The organism is Sphingomonas sp. GW821-FHT10F11, from assembly GCF_058809095.1.
This window is the reverse complement of record NZ_JBXASH010000003.1, coordinates 115,856-130,974: the sequence shown is the minus strand read 5'-3', so window position 1 is coordinate 130,974 and position 15,119 is coordinate 115,856. Positions and strand designations below refer to the sequence as shown.

The 15,119-nt window shown below is 64.5% G+C and carries 12 protein-coding genes; 7 read left to right on the top strand and 5 right to left on the bottom strand.

Going from position 1 to position 15,119, the window contains the following annotated elements; genetic code table 11:
• Positions 1-49: 49 nt before the first annotated feature.
• From AC1RT8_RS11095 to AC1RT8_RS11080, 4 genes are all read right to left on the bottom strand, one after another.
• Positions 50-1,078 (bottom strand): FecR family protein, encoded by a 1,029-nt coding sequence (locus AC1RT8_RS11095; protein ID WP_493075699.1) that lies wholly within the window; start codon positions 1,076-1,078, stop codon positions 50-52.
• Entirely contained in the window at positions 1,075-1,578 is a 504-nt protein-coding gene (locus AC1RT8_RS11090; protein WP_493075698.1) for an RNA polymerase sigma factor, read from the bottom strand. Before AC1RT8_RS11090 ends, AC1RT8_RS11095 begins: the two co-directional genes overlap by 4 nt.
• 222 nt (positions 1,579-1,800) lie before the next feature.
• A complete protein-coding gene (locus tag AC1RT8_RS11085) occupies positions 1,801-2,718 on the bottom strand; it encodes an MBL fold metallo-hydrolase (RefSeq protein WP_493075697.1) in 918 nt (305 codons plus the stop codon).
• A gap of 77 nt (positions 2,719-2,795) precedes the next feature.
• Entirely contained in the window at positions 2,796-3,827 is a 1,032-nt protein-coding gene (locus tag AC1RT8_RS11080; protein ID WP_493075696.1) for an amidohydrolase family protein, read from the bottom strand.
• Between the two features lie 755 nt (positions 3,828-4,582).
• Between AC1RT8_RS11080 and AC1RT8_RS11075 the strand changes: the two genes are divergently transcribed.
• Positions 4,583-6,694 (top strand): TonB-dependent receptor, encoded by a 2,112-nt coding sequence (locus tag AC1RT8_RS11075; RefSeq protein ID WP_493075695.1) that lies wholly within the window; start codon positions 4,583-4,585, stop codon positions 6,692-6,694.
• Between the two features lie 125 nt (positions 6,695-6,819).
• Here AC1RT8_RS11075 and AC1RT8_RS11070 read toward each other — a convergent pair whose 3' ends face one another.
• Positions 6,820-7,689: an aldo/keto reductase family oxidoreductase gene (locus AC1RT8_RS11070; RefSeq protein WP_493075694.1), complete on the bottom strand. Its 870-nt coding sequence runs from the start codon at positions 7,687-7,689 to the stop codon at positions 6,820-6,822.
• A gap of 96 nt (positions 7,690-7,785) precedes the next feature.
• On the opposite strand from AC1RT8_RS11070, the gene AC1RT8_RS11065 reads away from it, so the two are divergent.
• The 6 genes from AC1RT8_RS11065 to AC1RT8_RS11040 all read left to right on the top strand — a co-directional run bounded on the left by AC1RT8_RS11065 (position 7,786) and on the right by AC1RT8_RS11040 (position 14,996).
• Entirely contained in the window at positions 7,786-8,688 is a 903-nt protein-coding gene (locus AC1RT8_RS11065) for a LysR family transcriptional regulator (protein WP_493075693.1), read from the top strand.
• 237 nt (positions 8,689-8,925) lie between these two features.
• On the top strand, positions 8,926-9,615 hold the full coding sequence (gene ribB, locus AC1RT8_RS11060; RefSeq protein ID WP_493075692.1) for a 3,4-dihydroxy-2-butanone-4-phosphate synthase: 690 nt from the start codon (positions 8,926-8,928) through the stop codon (positions 9,613-9,615).
• Between the two features lie 33 nt (positions 9,616-9,648).
• Positions 9,649-10,449: an alpha/beta fold hydrolase gene (locus AC1RT8_RS11055; RefSeq protein ID WP_493075691.1), complete on the top strand. Its 801-nt coding sequence runs from the start codon at positions 9,649-9,651 to the stop codon at positions 10,447-10,449.
• A gap of 29 nt (positions 10,450-10,478) precedes the next feature.
• A complete protein-coding gene (locus AC1RT8_RS11050; RefSeq protein WP_493075690.1) occupies positions 10,479-11,654 on the top strand; it encodes an LLM class flavin-dependent oxidoreductase in 1,176 nt (391 codons plus the stop codon).
• Entirely contained in the window at positions 11,651-12,403 is a 753-nt protein-coding gene (locus tag AC1RT8_RS11045; protein WP_493075689.1) for an SDR family NAD(P)-dependent oxidoreductase, read from the top strand. The genes AC1RT8_RS11050 and AC1RT8_RS11045 overlap by 4 nt, the downstream gene beginning before the upstream one ends.
• 181 nt (positions 12,404-12,584) lie before the next feature.
• Positions 12,585-14,996 (top strand): TonB-dependent receptor, encoded by a 2,412-nt coding sequence (locus tag AC1RT8_RS11040; protein WP_493075688.1) that lies wholly within the window; start codon positions 12,585-12,587, stop codon positions 14,994-14,996.
• The last annotated feature ends 123 nt before the right edge of the window (positions 14,997-15,119 follow it).

Sequence of the window (15,119 nt, the reverse complement as noted above, 5' to 3'; positions counted from 1 at the left end):
TCGGGAGGCCTCGCAGGAAAGACGCGCAAAGGCCCATAATGCGAAATGCTTAGGGTCTGGGACCGAGTATGATCTGGTCGCCGCGACGCGATTTACGCAGCCCGTACAGCGCCGCGACCCCATCGACGAACCCTTCGGTATCGCCCGCGTTGAACGCGCCGCTCACCGGCAGGGCAGCAGTGGCCGGATCGTCGATCACAAGCCTCGTTTCGGCGTAGCGATTGACCCGTTCCACCGCGGCGCCGAGCGGCTCGTCCGAAAAGATCAGCTGCCCCTGTTCCCAGGACCGCGACCGTTCGGGATCGGCCGCCTCGACCCGCGCAAAGGGTTGGCCCTGCGCGGCGACGAGCATCGTGCCCGGTTTCAGCACGCCGTCAGCGGGCGCCTGTCGGCGGACCGCGAGCGGCACATGCTTCGGCGCCTGGTCGGCCGGGCCGTCCTCCAGCACCGCGACCGATCCTTCGTAGAGTAGGACGCGCATCTCGGCATTGACCAGCTCGACGCTGAACTCGGTGCCGGTGGCCACCACCAGCCGGCCACCGGCGGCGACGGTGAAGGGGCGCCGCGGATCCTTGGCGACATCGAACCGGGCGCGGCCGGCGAGCAGGCGCAGCGCACGATGATCGCGCTCATACGCGACCTCGACCGTCGTCGCCGCATCGAGCGAGACCCGCGATCCGTCGGCGAGCGCGATCACGCGCCGTTCACCGATCCCCGTGCGATAGGTCTGGCCCCCGGGCAGCAGCGTGAGCGTCGCGAGGATCAGCAGCGCGAGGCAGGCCGCGAGCGCGGCAAGGGGCCGCCAGCGCGCGGGGAAACGGTCGCCCCAGCGATGGCGACTGGCGGTGCGCATCGCACCGAGCGCGTCGGCACGGACCGCGATCAACTCGGGGCTATCGGCGGCCTCGCCCGCCGCCCGCCAGACCGCCGCCATCTGCATCAAGGTCCCGCGATTGGCGGGATCGGCGTCGAGCCACAGTTCGAACTCGAGTTCCTCCTCAAGGCCGATCGCCCCGTCATTGAGCCGCGTCAGCCATGCCGCCGCTTCCTCGCGCACCGTTCGGGGATCGGGTGTCATGCGTCCCCCTCCATGCTCTCGGCCAGCGCGGTCAGGGCGCGCTGGACATGGATCTCGACCATGCGCACCGACAGGCCGAAGCTTTCCGCGATCGCGCGCTTCTCGATGTTCTCGATGCGGTACAGCGTGAAGATCCTTCGCGTTTTCTCGGGCAGCGCGGCAATCGCGCGGGCGACCAGATTCAAATCCTCGCGCCCCGCCGCGATTCGGTGCGGGTCGATCGGGTCGATGCCGAGATATTCCTCCACGCCGCGCGCTTCGCGATAGCTCGCCCGCACCTTGTCGCGCCGCGCCTTGTCGCGCAGCAGGTTCGCCGCGATCCGGAAAATATAGGCGTCGGCAATCGGCGCCTCCGGGCTGCGCGCGATACGGACGAACACTTCCTGGGTCAGGTCCTCCGCCTCGGCGCGATTGGCGGTGCGACGGACGAAGAACGCCGTCAGCGCCCGGCGCAGGCGTCGGTCGATCTCTCCCAGATCGTGGCGCACGGCATCGGGCACGACGGCATCATATCCCCTTATCCCTCCATCCTAGAACGCACTGGACCGCCGGATACGAAATCCGGGGATCGCAGGCCGCCCCCGGACGATCCGCCCGGAACTCTTCGCCGAGGAAGCTAGGTCGAAAGGATATGATCGCGACCGGAGGCACATTCACCGCTGTTCGCACGGATGTGGCGGCGCTCGACGCGATCTCCGCCAAGGCGTGGCTGTCGCCAGGCGCTATTTCTTCACGTCCGTCGCGACATGGGCGCCGTTCAACACCTTGCCGACGACATCGTCCCACGCATCATGCGCGGGGCCGGCATTGGGCTCACGCTTGCGGTAGAGATAATCCCACATCGAAACGGTCGCGCCCTCGAGCCATGTGTCGTAATTCCGCCAGGTCGAGAATTCGGGCATCCTGAGTGTCTTGACCATCTGGTCGAGCGGCGTGCCCTTCATCATCTCGTCGAGAACGCGGGCGCGCAGCGCCGCTGTGAACTGGATGTTGTTGAGGATATCCTCCTTCGGTGACGGGGCGCTGTGGCCGTTCACGATCCAGTCGATGTCGTACATGCGGTAATAATAGTTCCACATCTCCAGCAGCTTATCGACATCCACGTCGCGATAGTTGGAGGGGATGCCCTTGCCGCGCTGCATGAAATCGGGTGCGATCAGGATCTTCTCGTCCGGAACATAGATCTGGACGAGATCGTCGCTGTGGGTGGGCGCATAATGAAGCAGCCGCACCTCCTTGCCGCCGAGCCAAAGCACCAGTTCCTTGTCGAAGGTGATCTGGGGGACGGCGGTCTGCCGCTTCTCGCGGATGACATGCGCGCGCGCATTGGTCTGGGAGATCGTCAGCGCCGTATCCGCAAACACCTCGAGGCCGCAGCTATGGTCGCCGTGATTGTGGCTCATCACCGTATATTTGACCGGCAGGTTGAACCTTTTCTTGAGCTCGGCCTTGAGCCACACCGATGTCGCGTCGCCTTCGCAGCTTCCGTCGACGACGATCAGGCCATCGCGGGTGACGATCACGCCGTTCACCACCCGGCCGGGCTCCGAACCCTTGCTCCACCAGACGCTGGGGCTCACCTGTACCAGCTCGGCGGCGCTGGCGGCCCCCGGGAGCGAAAACGCCGCGAGCGCCGCCATTCCCGCAGCATTGCGGGCGTGTCTGAAAATTCCCTTTTTGTATTCGGCCTGCATTGCATCTCTCCGCACAGTGCGCCTCATGCGCATCTGGAATTGGCCCGGCCGCCCCGGACGTGAAGGCGCTTCCCGGTTTCGCGCATGAACTGGCGCTGCTCGGCGGGCGACAGCTTCGCCGTCGCCTCGTGCATCCAGTCGAGCAGATGCTGATAACCGCCCGGCGTGTTGCCGAGATCCGATCCCCACAACATCCGCTCCGCCCCGAAGGTGTCGACGGCGTGCCGCAGGAAATCCGCGGTCGGCAATCTTGCGTCGGCCAGCACTTCCAACCCTGCGCTCGTGAACTTGAAATAGATGTTCGGCTGTTTGCGTAGCGCGACCCTCTCCGGGGTGAGCCCGTGACTCGGCGCGCCGGCAGCGGGCGGCCAGCCCAGATGATCGAGGATGACGGGGACGTTCGGATAGCGCGCCGCCATCGCCCCGATCCTCTCGAACGCGGCGGCCGCAGCGGCCGGCGCGATGTGGGGCGGCTGGACCATCAGCACCATCAGCAGCCCGCGAGCATTGACGGCATCCCAGGTCCGCAGCACCTCGGGCGAATCCAGCCAGGGGAAACCGCCATCGATCTGCCGGCCGCTCATCCGGATGCCGGCGAGGCCATGATCGCGGGCAAGCGCGCAGAGCATGCCGGGCACCGCCGGATCGGCGCCGTCCATCGTCATGATCGGCGCGACGCGACCGCCCGATCGCGCCGCGGCGGCGAGGAGATAGCTGTTGTCGAGCCCGTAGGCCGTACGATACTGAACGCCGGCGCCGCCTTCGATGCCGGCTTCGTTCCACCATTGCAGGACGCGGTCGATCCGGTTGGGATCGCTCTTCACCCGCTCCGCCAGATTGGCGGTTCCACCCAGATTCGGATTGAGATCCTTCGTGAGCGGAAAATGCTCCATGTCGTCGGTGTAGAAATGGAGGTGCGCGTCGAACAGTTTGAATGGAAAGGGAGAATTGATGCGGCCCAAATGCTTGGCCGCAAGCGCCTCACCGGGGCCCGCGGCAAGCTGCGCACCGGCCAGGGCCGCGGCGCCCGCGACGAAAGTCCTTCGACTGATCATCGGCAGCGGCTCCCTGCCATCTGTTCTTTTGTCATCGGCATCCCTCAAAAGGCCTCATAACATAGGGAAATGAGTTTTCAAATCGAATTGACCCGATGCCTTGGGGTTGTCCGACAATGGTGCGACAACAACGATCTAGGGTGCGCGCGCAAGGCGTGTCGATCAGTTCCAAAGGCCTGAATCGAGCAAGAGATGCCGGAATGCCGCTATCGCCGGCGGTTCTGCTCATGCTGGCGGCTGCATCAATTTAAGCCTTGACATAAAACACTGTGTTTTTATGTCATCAATATCGGACTCGGCGTAGGGGGCTATGTCGATTCGAGGACCTCTCGGGACATCACGAAAACTCCACAATGGAGTGCGTGCCCGAGATGAAAAGGGGAGGAGATCAGCCTATGTCAGGGCTCGAGTCCGGCAAGCGCCGTTGCGATTATTCCGTGTACAGCCGGCACATCCGAACGATCCGGTGGCCGTTACTCAGGACAGTGATCGGCTTATTCGCCTGACGTGGCGCGTTTATCCGAGCTGATTGAGCGTCGACTGGGCCTTTAAACTTCTGGAAAAATCCCGAGGCGACTTTGCCTTTGCAGAATCGCGTCTAACGAACGGAGATATGTTGATATTTAACTTGTCTGCAATGGTTTTACACCGTGAAGTTATCTTCACAAAAGCATTGTGAGGCGCGAGTTCTATTTAAAACAAAACATTTCATGGAGGGGGTTACTATGGGAGCGTCAAAGCTAAAAAAAGTCGCCATGTCTGGCACCGCGCTGGCGATTTTCGCCTGCTCTGCTCAACCGTCTTATGCGCAGACGGAACGCGCAGCGGCGGACGACGCCGATACGAGCCTGGTCCAGGACATCATCGTCACCGCCCGCAAGCGGGAAGAGAGCATCCAGGATGTGCCCGCAACCATTCAGGCGATCGGCGCGGCCGAACTCGTAAAAGCCAATATTACCCGCATCGACGATCTCGCCCGTTTCTCACCCAATCTCAATATTCGCACGCGGGCGGACAATACGCCGGACGTGTCGATCCGCGGCGTGGGCTCTTTCGGCCTGGTGCCTGGCGTCGGCTTCTATGTGAACGACGTGCAGGTGTTCGAAGGCCAGACGGCCCGTTTTTCCGACCTGGAGCGTGTCGAAGTGCTGAAGGGCCCTCAGGGCACGCTGTACGGCGGCAGCAGCATCGGCGGCGCGATCAAATATGTCACGAAACGGCCGTCCGATCACCTGGAGGCGTCGCTGACCGGCGAATATGGCAATTATGACAGCAAATATCTGGCGGCGGCGGTATCCGGGCCACTGATCGGCAATCTCAAGGGCCGGGTCAGCTATTTCCACACCGATACCGACGGCTACATCTATAATAGCGCCCGCCAGGAAGACGCCGCCAAGGGCCATGAAGATGGTGTCCGCGGCGTGCTGGAATATGACGGCGCGGATACGACCGTCACGCTCTATGGGCTGGGCAATTGGCTGGATACGGGCAATTCCAACCTGTTCGCGACGCCATCCACCGTGGCTCCCTCCAGCATCTTCGACTATACCAACGTCATCCAGCACGGTCAGCCGAATCATTTCAACCGCCGCATCTATTCAGGCTCGCTCAATATCGAACATCGCTTCGGCGATATCACGCTGACGTCCATTTCCTCCGCTTTCCGGTCGAAATACACCACGTTCACTGACGTGGATAAAACCCCGGCGAACACGTCGAATACGGAAACCCATGGCGGCCGCACCGTCTATACGCAGGAATTGCGCTTGGGCAGCACAGGCAGCGATCCGTTCCATTGGACCCTCGGCCTTTATTACCAGGCCAATAACCCGAGCGTGAACCAGCGCACCTATAATGCGACCACGACGACGGCGATCCTCAGCACGCAGCAGCGCACCACGGACTATGCCGGCTTCGTGAACGGCATCTATGACACAGGCAGCTGGAGCTTCGAGCTGGGCGGCCGCTACGGCTACACCAAAACGGTCATGCGGGAAGTCAACGCCGTTCCGAACCTGCGGATGACCCAGGATTATTGGGCATTCCTGCCCAAGGCCTCGATCTCTCATGACATCACCGATGATGTCATGGTGTTCGGGACGATCTCGCGTGGTTCGACGCCCGGCGGCGTGTTCGCCACCTCCGGGCCCCGGCTTGTCGCCTTCCAGCCCGAATGGAGCTGGAACTATGAACTGGGCTTGAAGACGACCTTCCCGGGCGGCATCCGCTTCAACGCCTCGGCCTATTATGTCAAATATGATGCGCGCCTGTTCCGCACTACCCAGATCAATGCCAATCAGCCGGTCCGGGCCGTATATAATGTCGGTGATTCCACCAACTATGGTGTCGAGCTGGAATTGACGGCGCCGCTGACCCGCGAATTGGTGTTCAGCAGCAGCCTTGGCCTGATGCGAGCCCAATGGGTTCGCGGCGTGACGTGGCAGAACGCCAATATCGCCGTCCCGGCGGGTTCCACCGCGCTTCAGACCCAAGCCCTGCAGACCATCGATATCGGTGGCCTGGATGTGCCGTTCGCGCCGCGGTATCAGGGGCGTGCGGGTCTGGACTGGAACCATGATTTGGGGGGCGGCTTCAGGCTCGGCGCCCGGACCGATATCTCGCTTCAGGGCGAGCAGTTCTATTATCCCGCCGATGTCTATCAGGGGCGCCCCTACAAGCTGGTCAATGCCGGAGTCAGCCTGACCAAGGACAATATCCGGCTATATGCCAATGTCTCCAACCTGTTCGATCGCCGCTATTATTCCTCGGTGGCGTCGGGTCCGGAAATCGGCGGCGCCCGTGGCACCAGCGCCAACCAGATCGCGGCCCCGCGGCTGTGGACCATCGGCGCGACGTTCACCTATTAGGAAGAAGGACGGGATGCCGCCCTGCTCTTCCGGAAGAAAGGGCGCCTCATCGAGGCGCCCTTTGCTTTGGGCCCCTATTCCCGTTCGGGCCGAACGGAGAGAGTTCCCGACCAGCTGAGTCTTGTTCAGCCGTCCTGCGCTGCGCCGATCCGATCCAGCTCGCCGATCACCTCATCCGACAGAACAAGGTCGGCCGCCGCGAGATTCTCCCGCAGATGCCCGGTCGAGGAGGTGCCCGGGATCAGCAGGACGTTGGGCGAACGGTGCAACAGCCAGGCCAAAGCCACCTGCATCGGCGTCACGCCCAGCCGCGCCGCGACGTCCGACAGCGACGAGGATTGCAGCGGCGAGAAGCCGCCGAGCGGGAAGAAGGGCACATAGGCGATTCCCTTGGCCGCCAGTTCGTCGACCAGCGCGTCGTCCTCGCGGTGGACCAGATTATACTGGTTCTGCACGCACACCACAGGGGTGATGCCCTGCGCCTCGGCCACCTGGGCCGAGGTTACGTTGCTCAGGCCGAGATGCCGGATCAGCCCCTGGCGCTGCAGGTCGGCGAGCGTCCTATACTGCTCGGCGATTGAACCCTCGCTCGGCCCATGGACCTCGCCGAGGACGCGCAAATTGACCACGTCGAGCGCATCGACACCGAGGTTGCGCAGATTGTCGTGCACGCCCTGGATCAGCTCGGCGGGCTTCATCGCGGGGAGCCAGGAAGCATCCGCACCGCGCACCGCGCCGACCTTGGTCACGATCGTCAGCCCTTCGGGATAGGGGTGGAGCGCCTCGCGGATGATCTGGTTGGTGACGTGCGGGCCGTAGAAATCGCTGGTGTCGATATGATCGACCCCGCGCGCCACGGCCTCGCGCAGCACGGCGATCGCTGCGTCGCGGTCTTTCGGCGGACCGAACACGCCGGGGCCGGCGAGTTGCATCGCGCCATAGCCCATGCGCTTCACGCTACGGTCGCCGAGGCGGAATTTGCTGGTGTCGGTCATGTCGGATCTCCAGGGTTTTACCGCGCAGGATATGCGCCCCATCAGACCGAACGATAAGATGCGACAATCTGCACAAGTCGTGCGATAATCCGTACAATGGCGACCGAGCTCGACGATCTGGCGACCTTTGCCGCCGTGGTCCGCGCGGGCGGTTTCCGCGATGCCGCCCGCGCCGGCAACGCCTCCGCCTCGGGCCTGAGCGAAGCCATCCGCCGGCTGGAGGCGCGCCTCGGCGTACGCCTGCTCAACCGCACCACCCGCAGCGTCACACCGACCGAAGCAGGTGCCCGCCTGTTCGAACGGCTCGGGCCAGCGTTGGGCGAGGTCGAGGCGGCACTCGACGTGGTCAACGCCTTTCGCGACCGGCCCGCCGGCACGCTGCGCCTCAACGTGCCCGCCAATATCTCGCGCACCGTGCTGCCGTCGATCGTGGCCCCGTTCCTCCAGGCCTATCCCGACATAAGGCTCGAGGTGACAGTCGAGGACGGGTTCGTCGATGTGCTCGCGGCAGGGTTCGATGCCGGCATCCGCTATGACGAGCGGCTCGAGCAGGACATGATCGCGGTGCCGATCGGCCCGCGTTTCCAGCGGTTCGCGACCGGCGCATCTCCCGCCTATCTCGACACGCATGGGCGGCCCGGGCATCCCAGCGATCTGCTCGCCCATGCCTGTTTGCGCGGCCGTTTCGCCGGCGGCAGGATTCCGATATGGGAGTTCGAGCGTGACGACGAGATCGTGCGGATCGATCCTCCCACTACCCTGATCATCCAGCCGGGCGCCGCCGCCGATCTCATGGTCGGCGCGGCGATCGAGGGTCTTGGCGTCGTATCCCTGTTCGAGGATTGGCTGCAGCCGCATTTCGACAGTGGCGCGCTGGAGCCGGTGCTCGAACCCTGGTGGCAGAGCTTCTCCGGGCCGTTCCTCTATTATGCCGGCCGGCGCCACCTGCCCGCCCCGCTCCGTGCGTTCGTCGACTTCATAAAGAGCCGGCCGGGCTGAAACTTCCTCTTCCCTTCTGGGGGTAAGGGGGCACGCGCGAGTATTCGGCCCCCCCCCGCTGTTCTGGTCATGCCGGGAGCATGACCCGACATTCCCTCCCACAAGGGGAATAGCGCGCATTCCACCTCCAAAATCCGCCCCTGAGAAAAACTCGTGGAGGAACCCCAAAGCCATTTCGTGTTTTATATTGCGGGATACATCCCATTATGCGATTTGATTCGACGAGAGGTAGAGGCAATGGACAACGTCGTCGAAATGGCCATGGACAGTATCGAGGATGCGCTTTCCGCGCTCGCTTGCGGGCAGATGGTGGTGGTCCTCGACGACAAGGGCCGCGAGAATGAGGGCGATCTGATCGTCGCCGCCGAGCACGCCACGCCCGCCGCGCTCGCCTTCATCGTCCGCTACACCACCGGCATCGTCTGCGTCGCGATCGAGGGCGACCGCGCCGACCAATTGGGCCTCGATCCGATGGTCCCCAGCAACGACGATCGCCACGGTACCGCCTTCACCGTCACCATCGATGCCCGCATCGGCACGACCACCGGCGTATCCGCCGCCGACCGGTCGCGCACCGTGGCCGCGCTGATCGATCCCGCGACCGCGCCGCGCGACCTGATGCGCCCAGGCCACATGTTCCCGCTGCGCGCCCGCGCCGGCGGCGTGCTCGAGCGGCCCGGGCATACCGAGGCGGCGGTCGACCTTGCCCGGCTCGCCGGCTGCGTGCCCGCGGGCGTGCTGTGCGAGATCGTCAGCGATGACGGGTCGATGGCGCGCACGCCCGAACTGCTGCGCTTCGCCCGTACGCACGGGCTCTGCATCGTCACCATCGCCGACCTGATCTGTTACCGCCGCGAAGGCCGCGATCGCCGCCCGAGCGTCCACCTTCTCCCGCATGCCCAGGCCGACGCCGCGGCGCTGCGATGATCCTCCACCGATAGAAAAGCCGGGGAACCGCCCATGTTCATGTCGCCCCTACCCGACCGCCGCACCTTCGCAGGGACGGAAACCGAGATCCTGATCAGGGGCGAGGGCCAGCCCCTGCTCTTCCTCCATGCCGGCCATGGCTTCGACGCGGAGGACCCGTTGATCGAGCGCCTCGCCGCCAGCTACAAGGTGATCGCGCCCTCGCACCCCGGCTTCGGCGCCTCGCCCCGCCCCGACGGCGTCGATACGGTCGACGACATCGCCTATCGCTATCTCGACCTGATCGAGGATCTGGGTCTCACCGACATCATCCTGGTCGGCGTTTCCTTTGGCGGCTGGATCGCGGCCGAGCTGGCCACCAAGGGCTCGGGCCGGATCGCGAAGCTGGTGCTGATCGACCCGGTCGGGGTGAAGTTCGGCGACCGCGAGACGCGTGACATCACCGATATCTATGCGACCACCGCACAGCAGATCCCCGAACTCTTCTTCGCCGACGAGGCAAAGGGCCTCGCCGCGCTCGCCAATCTCGATTTCAAGGACCTGCCCGAGGAGATCGCGCTACGTTTCGCCCGCAACCGCGAGGCGCTGACTCTCTTCGGCTGGGCACCGACGCTCTACAACCCCAAGCTCAGGGGCCGCCTCCACCGCATCAAGGTGCCGACCCTGGTTCTGTGGGGCGCCGAGGACCGGATCGTCCCGGTCGATTATGGCCGCAACTATGCCGCCGCGATCCCCGATGCGCGGCTCGAGATCGTCCAGGACGCCGGCCATTACGGCTACCTCGAACGGCCCCAGGCCTTTGCCGACAAGATCACGGCCTTTCTCGGCGCCTGAGCGCCCCGGCCTGCCAGCAGGAGAGACACATGGAATTCTGGCACTTCAGCGAACAGTCGATGCATCCGGCCTGGAACGAGATCGACGGGCCGACCAAGGTGACGGTCGACAACAGGCATTGCGATCCGGTCGTCGCGCACGAACTGTACAACCGCTATCTCGACGAATGGATCGTCGCCGACCAGCTCGGCTACAATATCTTCGTCAACGAGCATCACGCCTCGGCCAACTGCATGTCGGCTTCCTGCCTGCTGACGCTCTCGATCCTCGCGCGCCAGACGAAGAAGGCGCGGCTACTCTGCCTCGGTGTGCCCGTCACCAACCGCACCGATCCTTATCGCGTGGCGGAGGAGCTGGCGATGATCGACGTCATCTCCGGCGGCCGGCTCGAGATCGGCCTGGTCAAGGCCTCGCCCTTCGAGCTCGCCATGTCGAACCAGAGCCCGGCGCGGATCATGGACCGGTACTGGGAAGCGCATGACTTCATCGTCAAGGCGCTGACTCATCAGGGCGGCCCATTCAGCTGGGAAGGCGAGTTCTATAATTATCGCAACGTCAATGTCTGGCCGCGCCCCTATCAGCAGCCCATGCCGCCGATGTGGATCACCGCCTCGGGCGCGAGCACCGGTCGGCGCATCGCCCAGCTTGGCTATGTCTGCGCGACCTTCTTCAACGGCGCGGGCACCCGGCCCTTGTTCGAGGCGTACAAGGAGGAATATCTCAAGACCCATGGCCATGAGGCAGGGCCGGACCGCTTCGCCTATCTCGCCATCGTCGTGTGCGGCCGCAACGAGAAGGAGGTCGCCGACCGCGTCGCCAAGGTGAAACCCTATCTCGATGTCCAGCCGCGCACGCCGAAAGCCTGGTCGAACCCGCCGGGCTATGAGACCGCCGAACTGAACGCGATGGCGCTGAAGAAAGGCATCACCGGCCGAATCAATTTCGGCCTGCCGCAGAACCCGACGCTCAAGGACATGGCGGATGGCGGCATCATGTTCGCCGGCACGCCCGAGCAGCTTTACGAGCAGATCAGCTCGTTCAACGACCGCACCGGCGGCTTCGGCCATCTGCTGATGCTCGCCCAGGCCGGTTATCTCAGCCATGAGGAAACGGTCGACAGCATGACCCTGTTCGCCGAGCAGGTGATGCCGCGCCTCCGCGAGCATGAGGCCGAGCGCAACCGGGAGCTGACGGCGGCGGCGTGACCGCGCCGTTCGACTTTGCCGGCAAGCGCGTCCTGATCGGCGGCGGCAGCCGCGGGATCGGGCGGGGCATCGCGGTCACCTTTGCGCATGCCGGGGCAGTTGTCTTCGTCTCAGGCCGTGACGCGGCGGCACTGGAAGAGACCCGCGCCGCCTGCGGCCCGTCGGCGCATGTCGGACTGTGCGACCTCGCCGATCCCGAAGCGGTCGTCCGTTCGGTCGCGGAAGCCGCCAATTTGCTCGGCGGGATCGACGTGGTGGTCAACAATGGCTCGGCCTTCGCCCGGACCGACGACGAGGCCGGCTGGAACACCGCCTTCTCGGTCGATATGATGGGCGTGGTCCGCACCAATGCCGCGGCCGTGCCGGTCATGGCGGCGGGCGGCGGCGGCGCGATCGTCAACATCGCCTCGATCTCCGCCTTCCATCCGACACCCCGCGCGGCGCCCTATGGGGCGATCAAGGCAGCGATCGTGCATTACACCGCCAGCCAGGCGCTTGCGCTCGCCGGACAGAATATCCGCGTCAACGCCGTCGCGCCCGGCGCGATCACTTTCCCCGGCCATTTCTGGGAGCAGCGCAGGCGCGACGACACCGAGGATTATCGCCGCATCGTCACCCAGATACCCTTCGGCCGCCTCGGCACGCCGGAGGAGGTCGCCAATGTCGTCCTCTTCCTGGCCTCGCCGCTATCGCGCTGGATGATCGGCCAGACGCTCACCGTCGATGGCGGGCAGGAGGTCGGGCGCTGATGCTCCCCGACACAAGATCGTCCCATCATGAAGCCAACTCATGATCGACCAGATTAAACTCGTTTGAGGCGCTATCCGCCCTCACCCACTATCCTCGGGCCACAATAGATCCGGAAAAGATACGGCGATGCCTTGGGGGATCGACCGGCGCCGGAACACCATGATCCTGGGGAGGGTTAGCATGAACCACGGCACGAGCTTCTTATTGTTCAGGCGCACCGCGCTGACCGCGGCCAGTGTCGCCGCCATCGCCCTGCTGCAGGCGACGCCCGCTTTTGCCCAGACAGCGCCGGCCCCCGCCGCCGAAGAGCCGCAGGACCAGGGCGGCCTCGAGGATATCGTCGTCACGGCCCAGAAGCGCGCGCAGAACCTGCAGGACGTGCCGATCGCCATCACCGCGGTCACCGCCGACGCGCTGGCCACGGCCGGCACCTATAACGTCCTCGATCTCGAACGCGTCTCGCCCGGCCTTCAGGTCTATCAGACCGGTGCCTCGGTCCTGCCCTTCCTCCGCGGCATCGGTTCGAACCAGTCGAGTCCCGGCTTCGAAAGCCCGGTCGCGATCTATCTCGACGGCATCTATCAGGCGACCAAGAGCGCCAACACCTTCGACCTGCCGAACATCGAGCGGATCGAAGTGCTGAAGGGCCCGCAGGGCACGCTCTTCGGCCGCAACGCGACGGGCGGCGCGATCAGCATCGTCACCCGCGACCCCGACCAGACGCCCGAGATCGCCGCCGAGATCGGCTATGGCCGGTACGACGAGCGCCGCGCCAAGCTCTATGCCCAGGCGCCCGTCACCGACACGCTCGCCGCCAGCATCAGCTTCGCTGGCCGCTGGAGCGACGGCTATATCTACAATAATTTCCTGAAGAAGGACGCGAACCCGTCCGAGAACCTGATCGCGATGGGCAAGATCGTGTGGAAGCCAAACGACGCCTTCACCGCGCGCCTCTCAGGTTCCTATTACGAGCATAACGACCCGACCTTCCTCGCGCCGCGCGTCGTGCCCGGCACCATCCCGGCCGGGACGTCGCCGACCGGCGCGGGCGGTCTGCCGGTGCCGGAGTACCGCATCTTCCAGATGCGCTCGAACCATAAGACCTATGTCACGACCTCGGGCTATCGCGGTTCGCTCGAGCTGAATTACGATCTCGGGCCGGTGCGGCTCGTCTCGCTCAGCGGCTATATCAAGGCCAAGGCGGGCACCCTCTCCAACTCGCCGGCGTCGGAGCTGAGCCTCGGCTATTCGGGCTCGCGCGACCAGCCGGGCGAACAGTTCACCCAGGAGCTGCAGATCCAGTCCGATAGCGGCGGCGCGGTCAACTGGATCGTCGGCGGCTATTATGGCTGGATCCGCGAAGGGTTCGCCGACCTCCTCTCAGCCTCCAACCTGCCGTCGCCGATCCGGCCGATCGACCTGTCGCTGCCGGGCGCCAGCGCCACCGGCTTCCATGTCGACATGCGCACCAACGCCTATGCCGCGTTCGCGCAGGGCGATATCGAGCTGACCGACGGCCTGCGCTTCACCGGCGGCCTGCGCTACAACACGGAAAACCACGCGATTAACGGCTTCCGCTATTCCTACAGCGCGCTGCCGGCGGCCGGGAACACCAATGTCGACCTGTTCAACACCGTACTCGGCCCCGAGCCGCTTGTGTTCGGCCAGACCATCGCCGCCAGCTCGATCACCAAGCGCGACAAGACTTTCTCGAAGCTGACCTGGCGCGCCGCGCTCGACTATAAGGTCAGCGACGATGTCATGCTCTATGCGAGCTATAATCGCGGCTTCAAGAGCGGCACCTACAACCCGACCTCGCTCTCGACCACGGCGGTGCCGGTCGATCCCGAAATACTCGACGCCTATGAGATCGGCTTCAAGTCGGAATTCCTCGACCGCCGCCTGCGCGTGAACGCGTCGGCCTTTTATTACGACTATACCAATATCCAGGTCGGCCTGATCACCTCGGCCGGCGTGACGGCGGTGCAGAATGCCGCCGCGGCGCGGGTTTACGGCCTCGACCTCGACGTCACCGCGGCGCCGACCGACAATCTCACCATCCGCGCGGCGCTCAACCTGCTCGATAGCCAGTACAAGAACTACACCAACGCGCAGATCTTCCTGCCCAAGACGTCAGCGGCCGCCTGCACCGCGCCGCCGCCATCGATCACCCAGGCCCAGGCCGAGGCGCTGGCTGCTTTGCCGAAGTTCGCGGGAAGCTGCTCCTATTCGCTCAATGCCAATGGGCTCGACCTGATCTTCTCGCCCAAGCTCACCGCGAACATCGCCGCCGACTATACCATCCCGGTGGGCGAGGCCCGCGTCGTGCTGACCGGGTCGCTTTATTATAATGACGGCTACGACGTCACGCCGGGCGGCTATTTCGCCCACATCGGCAGCTATGAATCGGCCAGCCTCGCGGCGACCTACTACGCCGCCGATGACCGTTATTCGGTCCGCCTCTGGGCAGACAATGTCACCAACAACAAGCACGCCATCTACATCTCGCCCCAGGCACTCGCCTTTCAGCAGGTCGATGCCCGGCCGATCACCTATGGTGTGACCCTCGGGGTCAAATTCCGCGGGAAATAACACCCTTCCTCAAGGCCAGGGGCGTGCCGCGGCACGCCCCTTTTTTGTGTCTTGTAGACGCCCCACCCACACCGTCACCCCGGACTTGTTCCAGGGTCCATCGCTCCACAAACCCAACGGCTG

Bases quoted from the DNA above. Each gene is read 5' to 3' on its own strand.
- AC1RT8_RS11050 (WP_493075690.1), top strand. From the start codon at position 10,479: ATGGAATTCTGGCACTTCAGCGAACAGTCGATGCATCCGGCCTGGAAC.
- AC1RT8_RS11075 (WP_493075695.1), top strand. From the start codon at position 4,583: ATGTCTGGCACCGCGCTGGCGATTTTCGCCTGCTCTGCTCAACCGTCT.
- AC1RT8_RS11065 (WP_493075693.1), top strand. From the start codon at position 7,786: ATGGCGACCGAGCTCGACGATCTGGCGACCTTTGCCGCCGTGGTCCGC.
- AC1RT8_RS11085 (WP_493075697.1), bottom strand. From the start codon at position 2,718: ATGGCGGCGCTCGCGGCGTTTTCGCTCCCGGGGGCCGCCAGCGCCGCC.
- AC1RT8_RS11070 (WP_493075694.1), bottom strand. From the start codon at position 7,689: ATGACCGACACCAGCAAATTCCGCCTCGGCGACCGTAGCGTGAAGCGC.
- AC1RT8_RS11040 (WP_493075688.1), top strand. From the start codon at position 12,585: ATGAACCACGGCACGAGCTTCTTATTGTTCAGGCGCACCGCGCTGACC.
- AC1RT8_RS11055 (WP_493075691.1), top strand. From the start codon at position 9,649: ATGTTCATGTCGCCCCTACCCGACCGCCGCACCTTCGCAGGGACGGAA.
- AC1RT8_RS11080 (WP_493075696.1), bottom strand. From the start codon at position 3,827: ATGATCAGTCGAAGGACTTTCGTCGCGGGCGCCGCGGCCCTGGCCGGT.
- AC1RT8_RS11095 (WP_493075699.1), bottom strand. From the start codon at position 1,078: ATGACACCCGATCCCCGAACGGTGCGCGAGGAAGCGGCGGCATGGCTG.
- ribB (WP_493075692.1), top strand. From the start codon at position 8,926: ATGGACAACGTCGTCGAAATGGCCATGGACAGTATCGAGGATGCGCTT.